This window comes from Halomonas sp. SCS19, from assembly GCF_040147015.1.
GTDB lineage: Bacteria > Pseudomonadota > Gammaproteobacteria > Pseudomonadales > Halomonadaceae > Halomonas > Halomonas litopenaei.
On sequence record NZ_JAMSHN010000001.1, the window covers coordinates 1788936 to 1804660 of the forward strand.

General features: G+C 65.2%; 13 protein-coding genes. 5 read left to right on the top strand and 8 right to left on the bottom strand.

The genetic code is table 11. From position 1 onward, the window contains the following. Positions 1 to 25: 25 nt before the first annotated feature. The gene (locus NFH97_RS07655; protein ID WP_349588149.1) at positions 26 to 1066 is read left to right on the top strand and encodes a CobW family GTP-binding protein; all 1041 of its coding nucleotides are present in this window, start codon (positions 26 to 28) and stop codon (positions 1064 to 1066) included. After that, positions 1059 to 2273: an ABC transporter substrate-binding protein gene (locus tag NFH97_RS07660; protein WP_045993131.1), complete on the top strand. Its 1215-nt coding sequence runs from the start codon at positions 1059 to 1061 to the stop codon at positions 2271 to 2273. Before NFH97_RS07655 ends, NFH97_RS07660 begins: the two co-directional genes overlap by 8 nt. A 178-nt stretch (positions 2274 to 2451) precedes the next feature. Here the strand turns inward: NFH97_RS07660 and NFH97_RS07665 are convergent, their stop codons facing one another. Continuing rightward, entirely contained in the window at positions 2452 to 3195 is a 744-nt protein-coding gene (locus tag NFH97_RS07665; protein WP_045993130.1) for a sulfite exporter TauE/SafE family protein, read from the bottom strand. Between the two features lie 134 nt (positions 3196 to 3329). Further along, the gene (gene gap, locus NFH97_RS07670; protein WP_045993129.1) at positions 3330 to 4331 is read right to left on the bottom strand and encodes a type I glyceraldehyde-3-phosphate dehydrogenase; all 1002 of its coding nucleotides are present in this window, start codon (positions 4329 to 4331) and stop codon (positions 3330 to 3332) included. 360 nt (positions 4332 to 4691) lie between these two features. On the opposite strand from gap, the gene NFH97_RS07675 reads away from it, so the two are divergent. Further along, a complete protein-coding gene (locus NFH97_RS07675; RefSeq protein WP_045993128.1) occupies positions 4692 to 5168 on the top strand; it encodes a methylglyoxal synthase in 477 nt (158 codons plus the stop codon). A 20-nt stretch (positions 5169 to 5188) separates the two neighbouring features. Then, positions 5189 to 6859 carry a glucose-6-phosphate isomerase gene (gene pgi / locus NFH97_RS07680; RefSeq protein WP_045993127.1) on the top strand — a complete coding sequence of 557 codons (1671 nt, stop codon included), beginning with the start codon at positions 5189 to 5191 and terminating at the stop codon, positions 6857 to 6859. Positions 6860 to 7163: 304 nt separating this feature from the next. Here the strand turns inward: pgi and NFH97_RS07685 are convergent, their stop codons facing one another. After that, the gene (locus NFH97_RS07685; protein WP_222516209.1) at positions 7164 to 7583 is read right to left on the bottom strand and encodes a fluoride efflux transporter FluC; all 420 of its coding nucleotides are present in this window, start codon (positions 7581 to 7583) and stop codon (positions 7164 to 7166) included. 22 nt (positions 7584 to 7605) lie between these two features. Then, positions 7606 to 7974, bottom strand: coding sequence for a fluoride efflux transporter FluC (locus NFH97_RS07690; RefSeq protein WP_124805054.1), 369 nt, complete (start codon positions 7972 to 7974; stop codon positions 7606 to 7608). 422 nt (positions 7975 to 8396) lie between these two features. Here NFH97_RS07690 and ybiO point away from each other — a divergent pair, with 422 nt between their 5' ends. Continuing rightward, complete coding sequence (gene ybiO / locus NFH97_RS07695) at positions 8397 to 10772, top strand: mechanosensitive channel protein (protein WP_261395253.1); 2376 nt, start codon at positions 8397 to 8399, stop codon at positions 10770 to 10772. Between the two features lie 293 nt (positions 10773 to 11065). On the opposite strand, the gene NFH97_RS07700 is transcribed toward ybiO, so the two are convergent. The 4 genes from NFH97_RS07700 to hemC are packed head-to-tail and all read right to left on the bottom strand — an operon-like array spanning position 11066 to position 15615. Then, positions 11066 to 12292 carry a heme biosynthesis HemY N-terminal domain-containing protein gene (locus NFH97_RS07700; RefSeq protein ID WP_045993949.1) on the bottom strand — a complete coding sequence of 409 codons (1227 nt, stop codon included), beginning with the start codon at positions 12290 to 12292 and terminating at the stop codon, positions 11066 to 11068. After that, positions 12289 to 13893 carry a uroporphyrinogen-III C-methyltransferase gene (locus NFH97_RS07705; protein ID WP_349624639.1) on the bottom strand — a complete coding sequence of 535 codons (1605 nt, stop codon included), beginning with the start codon at positions 13891 to 13893 and terminating at the stop codon, positions 12289 to 12291. Before NFH97_RS07705 ends, NFH97_RS07700 begins: the two co-directional genes overlap by 4 nt. 25 nt (positions 13894 to 13918) lie before the next feature. Beyond that, the gene (locus tag NFH97_RS07710) at positions 13919 to 14683 is read right to left on the bottom strand and encodes a uroporphyrinogen-III synthase (protein ID WP_045993947.1); all 765 of its coding nucleotides are present in this window, start codon (positions 14681 to 14683) and stop codon (positions 13919 to 13921) included. Further along, entirely contained in the window at positions 14683 to 15615 is a 933-nt protein-coding gene (gene hemC, locus NFH97_RS07715; RefSeq protein WP_045993946.1) for a hydroxymethylbilane synthase, read from the bottom strand. Before hemC ends, NFH97_RS07710 begins: the two co-directional genes overlap by 1 nt. Between the last annotated feature and the right edge of the window lie 110 nt (positions 15616 to 15725).

The following is a 15725-nucleotide window of genomic DNA, read 5'->3' on the forward strand; positions in this document are numbered from 1 at the left end:
AGACCACCACGACGAGGACACCACCATGAACGAGACGACACCGCTGGTGCCGGTGCACGTGATCTCGGGCTTTCTGGGCGCCGGCAAGACCACCCTGCTCAAGTCGGTGCTGGCCAGCGAAGCCTTCGGCGACAGTGCGGTACTGATCAATGAGTTCGGCGACGTCGGTCTCGACGACCGCCTGCTCGGCGAGATCGCCGAGGATGCGGTGCTGCTGTCCAGCGGCTGCGTCTGCTGCACCATCCGCGGCGAACTGTCAGAGGCGCTCAGACGCCTGCTGTCCCGACGCCAGGACGGCGAGATCCCGGCGTTCAAGCGGATCGTGCTGGAAACCACCGGACTCGCCGATCCGGGCCCGATCGCCTCGACCATCACCGCCGACCCGGTACTGCGCCACCACCTGCGCCCCGGCACCAACCTGACCCTGGTCGACGCGCTCAACGCCGTCGACAGTCGCGCCCAGCACCCCGTCTGGGAGGCCCAGGTGGCGGTGGCCGACAAGCTGGTGATCAGCAAGGCCGACCTGGTCGAGGAAGACACCCTGGCAGGGCTCGAGGCCATGCTGGATACGATCAACCCGGCAGCCCAGCGGCTGGGCGCCGAGGCGCTACGTCAGCCCAGTGATGAACTGTTCGCCAGCGGACCGCACCTGCAGCGTTTCACCCCCGGCCAGGTGAAGTCCTGGCTCGGCCCCTGGCGCAAGCCACCTCAGCATGATCCGGACCATCTCGGCGACATTCGCTCCTTCCGCCTCGGCCTCGAGGGCGAGGTCGACTGGACCTGCCTCGGCATCTGGCTGTCGATGCTGCTCAACCGCCATGGCAGCGATATCCTCAGGGTCAAGGGCGTGCTCCACGTCCAGGGCGACGATCGACCGGTGATACTCCACGGTGTCCAGCACACCATCCACCCGCCGGAGCACGTGGAGGCCTGGCCTTCGGACGACCGCCGCTCGGAGCTGATCTTCATCACTCGGGACATCGACGCCGAGCGCGTGACACAATCGCTTGCGACCTTCATGGACAAGGTCAGCGACCATCCCAGCCCAAGGATCCTGCATGCCTGACACCGCCAAGCCCAGCGCCCCCTTTGTCCAGCGCAGTCCGGTCACCCTGCGGGTACTGGGCACCTCGGTGACACTGCTGGAGAGCATTCGCCAGCGCGCTCGCGAGGACCTGGGCCTGCGCCTGGAATTCACCGTCATGGACGGGGTGGCGGCACAGCGTGCGGGAGTGCTGGCACCGGACAGCTTCGATATCTACGACCAGTGGTTTCACAACGTCGATTTCGTGTGGCCGGCCGGGGCCATCCAGCCCATCGAGCTTTCGCGCATCCACCACTGGGATGCGATCAACGACCTGCCGAAGACCGGCCGACTGACGCCCCACGCGCCGCTCGGCGCCGGTGGTAATCCGGTCGACCGGCTCTATATCCAGGCCGACGGCAGCTGCGGCGCCCGTCCCAGCGAGCGCATCACCATGCTGCCGGTCAGCCACAACGTGGACAGCTTCGGCTACCGCCTGGACATGCTGCCCCACGGCCTCGACAGCGAGCAGGAAAGCTGGGGCTGGCTTTTGGACCCGCGCTGGCGCGGCATGGTCAGCCTGCAGAACGACAGCGCCATCGGCGCCATCGACGCGGCCCTGGCCGCCAAGGCCGCTGGCCTGGTGCAGTTCGAGGACCTGGGCAACCTGAGCGTCGCCGAGATCGACTGCCTGATCGATTGCCTGATCGAGCTCAAGCGGGCTCAGCACTTCCGCACCTTCTGGAGCAACCAGGACCAGGCCTCTTCGGACATGCTGCGCGGTCGCGTCGGCATCGAGAGCCTGTGGTCACCGGCGATGACCGACCTCAAGCAGCGCCAGCTCAAGGTGCGCATGGCGGCACCCAGGGAAGGCTATCGCGCCTGGTACGGCGGCATGTCGCTGTCACGCAGCATCGAAGGCCGCAGCCTGGACGCCGCCTATGAGTATCTCAACTGGTGGATCTCGGGCTGGCCCGGCGCCGTCATGGCACGACAGGGCTACTACATCTCGACCCCTGAATTGACCCGCCCTCACCTGTCTGCGGCGGAATGGGACTACTGGTACGCCGGCAAGCCCGCCGCGGAGGAACTCGCCGGACCGTCAGGCCCCTGCGGCATGATCCACAAGGGGGAGGTACGCGACGGCGGCGACTACATGACGCGCATGAGCCGCATCGCGGTGTGGAACACGGTGATGGACGAGCACAACTACCTGGTGCGGCGCTGGAACGACTTCATGTCGGCGTGAGCCCGCTACAGCCCGTCGCTCGGCTCTGCCCGAAAAGTCGACGAGCGAAGGTTAGACAAGGCAAAAATCGGTGAGAAAGCGCAGTTTACAGGGTGTAAATGAGCATTTTTGACCGGGCTGGCGCACCAGCCGATTTTTAACGCCGTATTACCGAGCGCAGGCACTTTTCAGGCGAGCCCTAGGCGAGCGCCTTGATGATCAACTGTACCCCGACCACCGCCATGGCCAGTATCACCAGCCGGTAGAACAACCGCTCGTTGACCCGGTGCTGCAGCCACAGGCCAGACCTGATGCCGAACCAGGCCACCGGCACCAGCGCCAGCGACGCCCAGATACTGGTCAGGTTGATCTCGCCAAGCCACAGGTAAGGCGGCAGCTTCATGGTATTGACCGCGGCGAACACCAATGTGGTGGTGGCGATGAAGGTGGTCTTGGGCAGGCGCCTGGGCACCAGGTAGAGGTTCATCGGCGGGGCGCCGGCGTGGGCGATAAAGCTGGTGATACCGGTGGCGATGCCCGCGGGCCAGGCCCAGAAAGAGGCGATCGGCCTGGAGGCCGCCGGCTTCACGATCATGTAGGCGACAAACAACAGCGAGATCACCCCCAGCAGCAGCCTGACGTGGTCCTCGTCGAGGCTGCCCGCCACCAGGGTAGCCACCACCACGCCGATCGCCATGCCGGGGATCAATCGCTTCACCTCAGCCATATCCTGGTGCCCCCACCAGGCCTTGACCGCCAGAACGTCCATCACCAGCAGCAAGGGCAATAACAGGCCAGCGGCGGCGATAGGATCTATCGCAAGCGCCATCAGCGGCACCGACAGGGTACCGAAGCCCCCGGCGAAGCCGCCCTTGGAGATGCCGGTCAGGTAGGTGGAGAGGATGATCAGGCCCCAGGCGAGCCAGGAGTATTCGGGCAGCATGGCATTCCTTGCGCGCAAAGACGCCGAAACAGTGACTGCTTCGGCGTCTGTACCAATGATGGGGGCGGCGAATCGCCCCGACCATCAGAGTGCCACACCAGGCCCGCCGATGGCAGCGGGCGGGGGCTATTGGCTTACTTGGCGGCCTGCATGGCCAGGGCGGTATCCAGCATGCGGTTGGAGAAGCCCCACTCGTTGTCGTACCAGGCCATGACCTTGACCAGGCGACCGTTGACGCGGGTGTGGTTGGCGTCGAAGGTCGAGGAGGCCGGATCGTGGTTGAAGTCGATGGACACCAGCGGCTGGGCGTTGACGTTGAGCACCGGAGAATTCTCCGCCGCCTTGGCCACGATCTCGTTGATCTCTTCCTTGGTGGTGTCGCGCGAGGCGTTGAACACCAGATCCACCAGCGAGACGTTGATCACCGGCACGCGCACGGCCAGGCCATCCAGCTTGCCGTTGAGCTCCGGCAGCACCTTGCCCACGGCAGCGGCAGCGCCGGTCTTGGTCGGGATCATGGAGTGGGTGGCGCTACGCGCGCGGTACGGGTCCTTGTGGTACACGTCAGACAGGTTCTGGTCGTTGGTGTAGGCATGGACCGTGGTCATCAGGCCATTCTCGATACCGACGGCGTCGTTGAGCGCCTTGGCCACCGGCGCCAGGCAGTTGGTGGTGCAGGAGCCGTTGGAGACGATGGTATCGCTGGCCTTGAGCACGCCGTCGTTGACGCCGAACACGATGGTGGCGTCGCCGTCGGGGCTAGGCGCGGAGACCAGCACCTTGGCGGCACCGGCCTCGACGTGCTTGCCGGCGTCGGCGCGCGTGGTGAACAGGCCCGTGCACTCCATCACGATGTCTACGCCGAGCTTCGCCCAGGGCAGGCTGGCCGGGTCACGCTCGGACAGAATAGCGATACGGTCGCCATCGACGCTCAGACTCTCCTCGTCATGTTCTACCTTGAAGGGAAAGTGACCGTGAGCGGTGTCATGGCGCAGCAGGTGGGCGTTGAGCGAAGGATCACCGAGATCGTTGATGGCAACGACCTCAATCCGGTCCCGGTAACCGTTTTCGTACAGTGCGCGCAGCACGTTGCGACCGATACGTCCGAAACCGTTGATGGCAACCTTGAGCGTCATAGCGAATATCCCCCTGAGCGGCGAAAGCGTTCTTGCGTGAAAGCTGGTGAGTCGACGGTAGGCGGATTCACTAAAGATGCAAATCCCCCGCAAGGACGTCGTCAGTGGGCACCAATGTGGTACAGACAGCGCCGGGACTCAAGCACTATTTTGTTAAACTTACAACATTTCTCCAAAAACATTGATGAAGGACACTCTAATAAGCACGAAATTTCGACAACTTACTGCCCACGCCTTCTCTATGAAGGCCCGCGCTAGACCTTAGTCGCATCGCCAAGCCGTAGTAATATTACCTTCAACGCTCTAAGGTATCCCTCATCCCGGTGACACCATTCACCACGCCTTTATCCCGGAGGCCCCATGCCCCAACCCGTCAAGGAAGTCAGCCGCATTCTGCCGGCTCGCAAGCGCATCGCCCTGGTCGCCCACGACGGCAAGAAGCAGGAACTGATGGAGTGGGCCTCCCGCTGGAAGGACACCCTGATCGCTCACCAGCTGCTCGGCACCGGCACCACCGCCGCGCGGCTCAGCCGCACCCTGGGGCTGGAGGTGGAAGGCCTGATGAGCGGTCCGCTGGGAGGCGACCAGCAGATCGGTGCTCGCATCACCGAGCAACGACTCGACCTGCTGATCTTCTTCTGGGACCCCTTCGCCCCCCAGCCCCACGACCCGGACGTCAAGGCGCTGCTGCGCCTGGCCGCCCTGTGGAACGTGCCGGTGGCCTGCAACCCCTCCAGCGCCGACTTCATGATGAGCTCGCCCTGGCTCGGCCAGGACTACGAGATGCAGATCCCGGATGCCAACGCCTGGATTTCCTCTCGCAGCGATAACAACTGACCAATATCGAGGATTCTCCCGTGTTCCAGCTGACCCGAAGCGTGACCTGGCAGTCGCTGTTGAAGCTTCGCGACGAGACCGCCGACGACCGGATTCGCGACTACTTTGCCAAGGATCCGAAGCGGTTCGACAAGATGAGCCTGCGCGTGGGCGGGCTTTTTCTGGACTACTCCAAACACCAGATCTCCGACGCGGTGCTGGAGAAGCTGGTCGAGCTGGCCGAACACTCGGCGCTGGTCCAGCGTCGCGCCCAGATGTTCTCCGGCGACATCATCAACGTCACCGAGGACCGGCCGGTACTACACACGGCGCTGCGCAATCTGGGGGACAGCCCGGTCATCGCCGATGGCAAGGACGTGATGCCGGAGATCCACGCCACCCGCGAGCAGATCAAGCGCTTCTCCGAAGAGGTCCGCAGTGGCAACTGGAAGGGCTACAGCGGCGAGCGTATTCGCGACGTGGTCAACATCGGCATCGGTGGCTCCGACCTCGGCCCCAACATGGCCAGCCGCGCCCTGCTCAAGTACCGCCAGGCGGACCTGAACTTCCACTTCGTCTCCAACGTGGACGGCGCGCATATCCAGAAGGTGCTGAGCCGCCTCGACCCGGCCACCACCCTGTTCATCGTCTCGACCAAGACGTTTTCCACCCAGGAGACGCTGCTCAACGCCCGCACCGCACGGCGCTGGTTCGTCGAGAACGCCGGCGATGACGCCGACATCGGCGCTCACTTCATCGCCGCCTCGACCAACCGCAAGGCGGCGATGGAGTTCGGCATCCGCGAGGAGAACGTGTTCGAATTCTGGGCCTGGGTCGGCGGTCGCTATTCGATGTGGTCCTCGATCGGCCTGCCCATCGCCCTGGCGATTGGCTATGAAGGCTTCATCGAAATGCTCGAAGGCGCCTACGAGATGGACCAGCACTTCCAGAACGCCCCGCTCGGCGAGAACATGCCGGTGCTGATGGCGCTGATCGGTATCTGGTACATCAACTTCGTCGGTGCCGAGACCCAGGCCATCGTGCCCTACGACCAGGCCCTGCATCAGCTGCCGGCCTTCCTGCAGCAGCTCGACATGGAGTCCAATGGCAAGTCGGTCGATATCTTCGGTCGCCCGGTGGACTACAAGACCGGCCCCATCGTGTGGGGGCAGACCGGCTCCAACGGCCAGCACGCCTTCTTCCAGCTGTTGCACCAGGGCACCCGCTACGTGCCCATCGACTTCATCGCCTCGCTGAAGCCCGAGCCCGGCGTCGAGGACCACCACTTCGCCCTGCTCACCAACATGCTGGCCCAGGCCAACGCCTTTATGGAAGGCAGCAGCAAGGGCGGCGACCTGGACCCCTACAGCTGCCCCGGCAACCGCCCCTCCAGCGTGCTGCTGCTCGACGAACTGACACCACGCAACCTGGGCGCGCTGATCGCGCTCTACGAGCACAAGGTGTTCGTCCAGGGGGTGATCTGGAACATCAACTCCTTCGACCAGTGGGGTGTCCAGCTGGGCAAGCGCATCGCCGGCGAGATCAGCGAGAAGATCGACGAGCGCAGCCAGGACTTCGACGCCTCGACCCAGGGACTGCTGGGCCTGGTGCGGGAGCACTTCCAGGCGCCCGGCAAGAGCGTGGAAAAGGCCGCTGAAAAGGCAGCGAAGAAGACCGCCAAGCCCGCCGGCAAGGACGCCAAGGCCAAGTAAGCGGGGCGGAGGCGGAAGGTGCCGAGCACCGAGTGCTCGGCACGGGCCCGCCATGGCGGGCACCCAGCGACGGACAAGAAAAGCCAACGGGCCACCCCGGAGTCTGCGCTCCAGGGTGGCCCGCCTAGGTCTGGCTCGCGCGGGTCTGGCTCGCGCTGTTCTGGCTCGCGCTGGTCTGGCCTGCTTTCCGCTGGCTCGCGGGGGCCGGAATAGCGGGATAGCGTCTGGCGTTAGCGCCTGGCTTGCCGAGACGAGGCCTGGGCTACTTAAACGACCGCCGGGGCTACTCTGACGAGCGTCTGGGCTACTCGGACGAGCCTCTGACCAGGGCCCGCCGTGCGCTGACGTCACCGGCCCAGGCCGCCGCCAGCCATAGCGGCACGCTCAGCACCACATAGGCCAGCGCCAGCCAAGGGCTGCCGCCGGTGGCCAGGCGGGCCGCTTCGAGGCTGAACAGCGAAAAGGTGGTGAAACCTCCACAGAAGCCCGCCACGACAAGCGGATGAAGGCTCGCCAGCCGAGGGCTGTCGCTCAGGGCCGCATGGGAAGCAAAGCGGGCAATCAACCAGGATCCCAGCACGTTGACCAGCAGGGTCGCCCAGGGAAAGGACGACGCCACCAGGCCCGAGACCGCGACGCCGGTCAAGAGGCGACACACCGATCCCAGGGCGCTGCCAAGGCCCACCGCCAGATAGAGCCGCCAGACGCTTGTTGCCTGACTCATGCTTCTCCCCTCTGCCGACACCTCACAGGCCACCCCCGAGGGCAAGTCCCGCCACCACGGCGGCCAGGCCGGCCAGCAGGGTCAACGAGACGTTGAGCGCGGCCGCTGCATGACGACCTTCGCGCATCAGGTCCAGGGTCTGCAGACTGAAGGAGGACACCGTGGTGAAGCCGCCCATCACCCCGCTCAGCAGCATGAGTGCCGCGGTCGAGCCTGCCACCAGGCGACTGGCCAGCAGGCCGATCACTAAGGCTCCCAGCAGATTGACGATCAGGGTCCCCCAGGGGAAGCGTACTCCCCAGGCGGCCGCTGCCCGACGACTGACGAACAGTCGCCCCATGCCTCCTGCGGCGCCCCCCAGCGCTACCGCTGCCAGCGTCCACCACTCCATCACCAATCGCCTCGGCCAAAACCGCCATGGTATGCAAATACCTGGGCGATGTCGTGACCGGTGGCAATACCGCTGGACCTCGCCCTCGGCGTGGCGAAACGGGCTGATCGCAGATGGCCCGTAAAGCGACAAGGCACAGACAATACCGAGCCTCGGAAGGCGGGAAATCAAAGACGCTGAAGGTGCTGAAAATCTAAAAAAAACGCCGCCCGAGGGGGCGGCGAAGTTGTGCTTGCCTAGCAGGGATGAAGCGCATGGGATGCGTTCACGATCAATATGGCACAGAATTGGCAATCCGTACAACTTTTGTACATCCTTGATTGCGTACAAGCGGCAAACGGGCATGTTAGCCTGCGACAGATTCGTCCAAGGACGCCCCTCTGCCCCGACGGGCCCACCCATCAAAGGAGAAGGTTTGCGTGATGCGATCACGACTCTGCTCTCGACTCTTCAGCGTGCTGATGCTCGCGCTCGTGCTGCTCGCGGGACCTGCCATCGCCCAGCAGGGCGGTGACGCCAGCGGCTCTGGCGGTTCCTCCAGTGACGGTCCGGCCTACTCGACCCTGGCCGACCTGCTGGAAAACGAACAGGCGCGCAGCCAACTGATCGAACAACTGCGACAGATGGCGGAAAACGCCCCCGAGCAGGCCCAGGCCGCCGGTGAACAGGCCGTCGACAGCGCCGCCGAGGCTACCCTGCCCAAGCAACTGGCGGACATGACCAGCCGCGTGGTCAGCGAGTTCGGCAATCAGTTCGAGAATCTCGCCGCCATCTTCGGTGGCATGATCGACGGCGCCCTGACCGAAGGCGAACTCAACTTCGATCTGTTCACCCAGGCGGCGATCAACCTCGGCCTGGTGATTCTGGCGACCTTTGTGCTGTTCGTGATCATCAGGCGTCTGGTCAGGCCACTGTTCACACGGTTGAGCCAATATTCGCAGAACGGTCAGAACCTCAACCCCACCATCCGCCTGGTGCTGTGCGTGGTGCTGGCGGTGTTCGTGGACGCCGCCGTGGTGGGTCTTGCCTACGTCGGCGGCAACCTGGCCGCCACTTTCGCCATCGGTGAAACGGGTAGCCTGTCGACCCGGGCGTCGCTGTTCCTCAATGCCTTCCTGGTCATCGAGCTGTTGAAGGCGGCCGTGCGCATGCTGTTCGCCTCACGCTACGAGGGCCTGCGACTGCTGCCCATCACCGCTCCCAGCGCGTCCTACTGGAATCGCTGGATCGCCCGGCTGATTGGCCTTACCGGCTACGGCCTGATGGTGGTGGTCCCGTTGATCAACACCTACCTGTCTTACCGTGTCGGTGAGGGCATCGGCGCTCTGATCATGATCGGCGCCTACCTGTACGCCATCACCGTGGTGCTGATCAATCGCAGCCGCCTGCGCGATGGGCTGTTCGATGCCGCTGTCAGGTCCAGCCTGTCGGCCTCCCGTGTCGCGCTGCGCCTGCTCGGCCGCATCTGGCATCTGCTGGCGATCACCTACTTCACCGTGGTGCTGGTGCTGACCCTGACACGCCCCGAGGACGCCCTGCCGTTCGTGCTGATCGCGACCCTCAAGACCCTCGGTATCGTGCTGGCTGCCATGCTGGTGTCGCGCCTGCTGGCCCAGGCCATCGGTCGTCGCATCACCCTGTCCGGTGAGCTGCGCAAGAAGCTGCCGCTGCTCGAGGCACGCCTCAACTCCTATGTCCCGACGATGCTGCGCGCCTTCAACGTGCTGATCCTGATCGTCGCCGCCATGGCCCTGCTCAACGCCTGGGGCGTGTTCGACATGGCCACCTGGTACGCCTCCGAAGCGGGTCGCGTGCTGGTCAGCCAGGTGATCAACGTGGCCATCATCCTGATCGTCGCCGCGGCGGTCTGGATCGGCCTTGCCAGCCTGATCGAACACAAGCTGAATCCGACCACCGGCCGCGGCATGCCCTCGGCCCGGGCCCAGACGCTGCTGTCGCTGTTCCGCAATGCCCTGGCCATCGCCATCGTCACCATGACGGCGATGATCGTGCTGTCGGAAATCGGCATCAACATCGGACCGCTGATTGCCGGTGCCGGTGTGCTCGGTCTGGCCATCGGTTTCGGCGCCCAGAAGCTGGTGCAGGACATCATCACCGGTATCTTCATCCAGGTGGAAAACGCCATGAATACCGGCGACGTGGTGACCCTGGGCGGCATCACCGGCACCGCCGAGAAGCTCAGCATCCGCTCGGTGGGTATCCGTGACCTACACGGCACCTACCATCTAGTGCCGTTCTCCAGCGTCGATGTGGTCTCCAACTACATGCGTGGCTTCGGCTACCATGTGGGCGAATACGGCGTCGCCTACCGCGAGAACGTGGACGAGGCCATCGTCGCCCTGCGCAACGCCTTCGACGAACTGTCCTCCGACGAGGACCTCAAGTCCGAGATCCTCGAACCCCTCGAGGTGGCCGGTGTCATCGCCCTGGCCGACAGCTCGGTCAACATCCGGGTGCGCATCAAGACCACCCCCGGCAACCAGTGGGCGGTGGGCCGTGCCTACAATCGTCTGGTCAAGCTGCATCTGGACGAGGCGGGCATCGAGATCCCCTTCCCGCACACCACGATCTTCTTTGGCGAAGACAAGCAGGGCCAGGCGCCCGCCGCCAACCTGCGCCTGGTCGAGAAGGATGTGGTGGCGACCGGCGAAGCCAGGGATACCGCACCGCTGCCCGGCGAGGACGGCAGTATCGACTCGCCCCGCGAGCACGAGACCCGCGAGGATGCCGAGACCAACGCCAAGTTCAGGGGCGACTACGACCCCGACGGCAACTGACAGACCTTACCTGCAACGCTTCTGGGGCGGCCTACGGGCCGCCCCTTTTTATTGATCGAATCGCCAGGGTGCCGAGCCCTGACGCCACGCTCTGGCGCCACAGCTCTGACGACACAGGCGTGGCGGCAGCTGCACGCCGCAAGCCGGGCCTGTACTCGCCTTCAGCATGGTGACGCCACGCCGCGCTGGCGCGGCGCACGAGACCCATCCACCAGGACCACAAACGCCACGGGCGGGGCCGAAGCCCCGCCCGTGGCGTTTGTGGGTACTGCTTAGTAGATCGAACGCCTGGCTCAGGCCTGCTGAGCGTCGCTCGGCTGCGGCAACGAGGGCAGCGACTTGTCGAGCAGCTCGACGCTCTGGCGATAGTACAGCTGGCTCTTGTTGTGCTCGCCCAGGTTGGCATAGAGCCGCGCTAGCTCGGCACAGACCACCCCGCTGGGACGCTGACGCTGGCTCGCCTCGAAGTACTCCTGGGCCTTGCCCCAATAGGCGTTACGCAGCGCCAGACGCCCCAGGGTCAACAGCAGGTCGGGATCATTGGGCCGCTCCTGCAGCCACTTCTCGGCGGTCACCAGCTGACGTGAAGCGTCCACCCCAAGCAGGCCATAGCGCAGCACCAGACGGCTGTCCCAGTTGGTCTTGAGCGAGTGGCGCAGCAGTTTCTCGGCGATCACCTGTTCGTCGCAGCGCACCAGCGTCTCGACGTAGAGCACCAGCAGGTCGATGTTGGTGCGCAGGTACTCGGGCATGTCGGACCACAGGTTGCGCACCCGCTCGATATCCTCGGGATTGCGCGTCTCCTGCAGGATCAGCTCGCGGTAGGCCTGCAGCTCGAGCTGTTCACGCTCTTCCCGGGCGATCAGCTGCTGGTCGGCCAGACGCGGCAGCAGGCGACGCAGGCCGTCCCAGTCGCTGACGCTGATATAGGCGGCCTTGAGCTGCTTGAGCACCTGGGGATGGCGCGGCAGATGACGGTCCAGACGGGTCAGGATCGCCAGCGCTTCCTCGTACTGCTGGCGGTCCAGCATCAGCTGGGCCTGCATCATGCCCACCGCGGGATCGGCGCCGTCGGTGGAGATGTGGGCCCGCTTCAGCAGGGTGTCGGCCTGGTCATAGCGGCCCTGGTAGTGGGCCGCCAGGGCGGCAGACAGGTAGTTGACCAGCGGGGTGCTGGAGTCATCGGCGGCCTTGACCAAGGCCTTCTCGGCGCGCTTCCAGCGACCTTCGGCCAATGCCACCAGGCCGCGCACGGTGCGCTTCATCGCGGTGCGATTGCGTGCCCGCGAGTTCCACACCTTGAAGCGGCTGACCGGACGGCTCAGGCGGAACAGCACGCGCAGGGCAAAGTGCAGCACCATGAACAGGGCCAGCAGGATCACCAGGCCAAACCAGAACGAAGTCTGGAAGGAGGTGTCGCCCACCCGCACCAGCCAGTAGCCGGGCACCGACATCATCAGCTGACCAAACAGCGCCCCGAGCGCGAGGCCAACGACAATGAGCAGGATCAGCTTTCTCATGCGTTATCTCCCTGGCCGGAAGCGCCCGCTTCGAAGCGCTGCTCGATGAACCGGGCCAGCGCCTGCTGGGAAGCGCTGATATCGGGAAGCTCCGGGCGGATGGACTTGCCCTTGAGCTCGCCCAGACGAGCGATCACCGACTGCACCGACTCGTCGTCGACGTCGTAGTAGCCTTCGAGCAGGGTGATGGCCTTGTCGAGGCTGGCCTCGTACAGGCCGGTCTCTTCCTTGAGCAGGGCCAGCTGGGACTGCTCCAGCACCAGGCGCAGGCTCTGACGCAGATAGGACTCCTGCTCCGGGGTGATCAGGGCTTCCAGCGCCTGGTCGTGGTGGCGTACCGTCACCAGCTCCTTGAGCTCTTCACCGACCCGTGCCAGCTGCTCCTGCCAGGCACCGGAAGGAGCCTCCTCGATGGTGGTATCGGCGGTGAACTGCTCGATGTCCTGGGCCAGCGGCAGGCCGGCGATCTGCTCCTGCTGGGCGTTCAGGGCCAGGTAGAGGCCAGTCCGGTCAACCTTGGGCACCGTCTGCAGGGCGGCAAGCTCCTCGGCGATGGCGCGGCGTACCGGGACCAGTGCCGGATTGTTGGCCTCTTCCAGGCGAGCGTCGGCGGTGCGCAGCAGCGCCGCAGCACCTTCGACGTCACGCTCGAGCTGCAGGCGCTGATTGGCCAGACGCAGCAGGTAGGCGGCCTCGGCGTGCAGCCAGTCACGCTCGTCGGCGTTCTGTTCCTTGGACAGCTCGGCCAGTACCCGATCGAGGGTCTGGTTGACGTCGGACTTGTAAGCGTCGAAGTCGCTCTTGATGCCGTCCACCGCCTGGCCCATGGTCTCGCGACGCTCGGCAAGGCCGCTTTCCAGCTGGGACGACAGCTCCTGGACCTCGGCCACGCTGGGGCTGTTCTGCTTGAGCTGGTCGATGCGCGCGGACATGGCCTGCTGCAGCTGCCAGCCCTTCCAGCCGACAAAGGCCACGCCGGCGATCAGGATCAGCACCAGCACCAGGGCCACGACGCCGGCCTTCCCGCCACCAGAGCCGCCACCAGAGCCGCTGGAAGACGAAGTCGCGGCACCGCCGGCGCCGGCAGAAGCCCCACCGTTACCACCCTTGCCTGCCGCTGGGCTGGGCTTGTTGTCACTGGGCTTGTTGTCACTAGCTTTGGCGCCACTGGCCTTGGTGTCACTGGACTTGCCATCGCCGGGCTTGCCGGCACTGGCCTTGCCGCTGTTGTCGGGCTTGCTTGCACTGGGCTTGCTGGCACTTGGCTTGCTGGCACTGTCCCCGGCGGCGCCCTTCGCTGCAACCGGAGCGGCGTCACTCGGCGTGGCCTTGGCGGTGCCTGCGCTCGACGATGTGGCGCCGGCAGGCGATGAGCTGCCCGTCGCCGCAGCGGGTGTGGAGGATGCCGCGCTGGCACTGGACGAAGTGGATCCGGTCGAGCTGCTGCCACTCTTGTCGCGACGCCGCGACCGCCGCTGGGAGCCCCCCTTGCCCGCGCCGCCCTTCGAGGCGTCCGTGCCTGAGGTCGCGCTTCCTGTGCCCTGCTGGCCGGAAGCGGACGGGGTCTGCTGCTCGTCCTGATCGTGCTGTTGGTTGCTCATCTGTCGCTAGCCCTTTTAGAGATCTTCATTCGCCATCCTCTGGGTCGCAGGTCCTTGCCACCGCGGCCGCCAGCGCCGCAGGAGACGCGCCAGACGCCACGACCGGGATGCGAAATCCCAGCGTTTTCGCCAGTGTAGCCAACCGCTGGCTGGATACGACAAGCGGTTGTTGAAAGGCGGCCTCTGAACACCATCTTGCCAGATGTTCAAGGATTTCTCCGCTACTGACCACCAACGCCTGATAGCCCCCTTGTTCGAGCCATGTTCTGGCCCCGGCGTCGGGAGTGATCAGGCGACGTCGATACACCTCGAGACGCGTGACACGCGCGCCCCTCTGCCCCAGGGTGTCGCCCAGCAGCGGGCGGCCACCTTCGCCCGCCACCAGCAGCACTCGCTGGTGCTCCAGGCGCTGCAGCGAGGCCAGCGCCAGCAAGGCCTCGCTGGTCTCTTCTCCGGCGGCGGGGGCAGGCACCCTCACCTTTAGCCCCAGCGCCTGGTGCAAGACCATCGCCGTGGCCTGCCCGACGGCGTACAGTTCAAGCCCCTGGGGCAGCTGTGGCCAGTAGCGATCCAGCGCCTCGACCAACCGCTCGGCGGCGGCGGGACTGATGACTACCACCTTATGAAAGTGGTCGATGTCGAGCCAGGCCGAGCGCACATCTGCCGTCTCTGGCACAGTTTCCTGCCGCATCACCTCGAGCCGCTCGGTGCTGAACCCCTTGCTTTCGATGGCCTCGGCCAGCGCCTGGGCGCGTTCGCCGGGCCGGGTGATCAGTACCGGAGTGCCCATCAACGCGGCCCGTAGACCTCGGCCAGGATATCCCCGGCGCCCTGCTCGAGCAGCTGCTCGGCGACGCGGATCCCCAGCGCCTCGGGTTCGTCCACCGAACCACGCCCCTCGGCACGCAGCACGCGGGAACCGTCGGGCGTGCCGACAAGGGCTCTCAACCACAGGGTTCTGCCATCGTCCTGATAGATGGCGTGCCCACCGATGGGCACCTGGCAGCCGCCTTCCAGACGTGTATTCATGGCCCGTTCGGCACGCACTCTGGTCGCCGTCTCGATATCGTCGAGCGGTGCCAGCAGCGACACCAGCTCGGTGTCGTGCATGCGGCATTCGATGCCAAGCGCGCCCTGACCACAGGCCGGCAGGCAGATCTCCGGCGGCAGCTCCTGGGCGATACGTTCACCCAGCCCCAGCCGCTTGAGCCCGGAGGTAGCCAGCAGGATGGCGTCGAATTCGCCAGCGTCGAGCTTGGCCAGGCGAGTCTGGACATTGCCACGCAGGCTGATGACCTCGAGGTCAGGGCGGGCCTCGCGCATCTGCAATCCGCGGCGCAGGCTGGAGGTGCCCAGACGGGCGCCCTCGGGCAGGTCCTCGAAGCGAGCATAGTCATTGGAGACGAAGGCATCGGTGGGCTCGGCGCCTTCCAGGATCACCGAAAGCCCCAGGCTCTCGGGAAACTGCATCGGCACATCCTTCATGGAGTGCACCGCGATATCGGCGCGGCCGTCGAGCATCGCCTCCTCGAGTTCCTTGACGAACAGCCCCTTGCCGCCAACCTTGGCCAAGGGCGTGTCGAGAATCTTGTCGCCGCGGGTCGACATCGGTACCAGCTCGACCTCGAGCCCGGGGTGAATCGCCATCAGGCGATCGCGAACATGTTCGGCCTGCCATAGGGCTAACTGGCTCTTGCGCGTCGCGATACGCAGCCTGGACATCTGTTGCACGTTGCTCTCCCTGGTCGGGCTTGCGACCAAATCGCCGCGTCCGCCATGTTAAATGAATGACGTCATCATAAAGCACGGTCTCCGTCAGTAAAATCGACGGC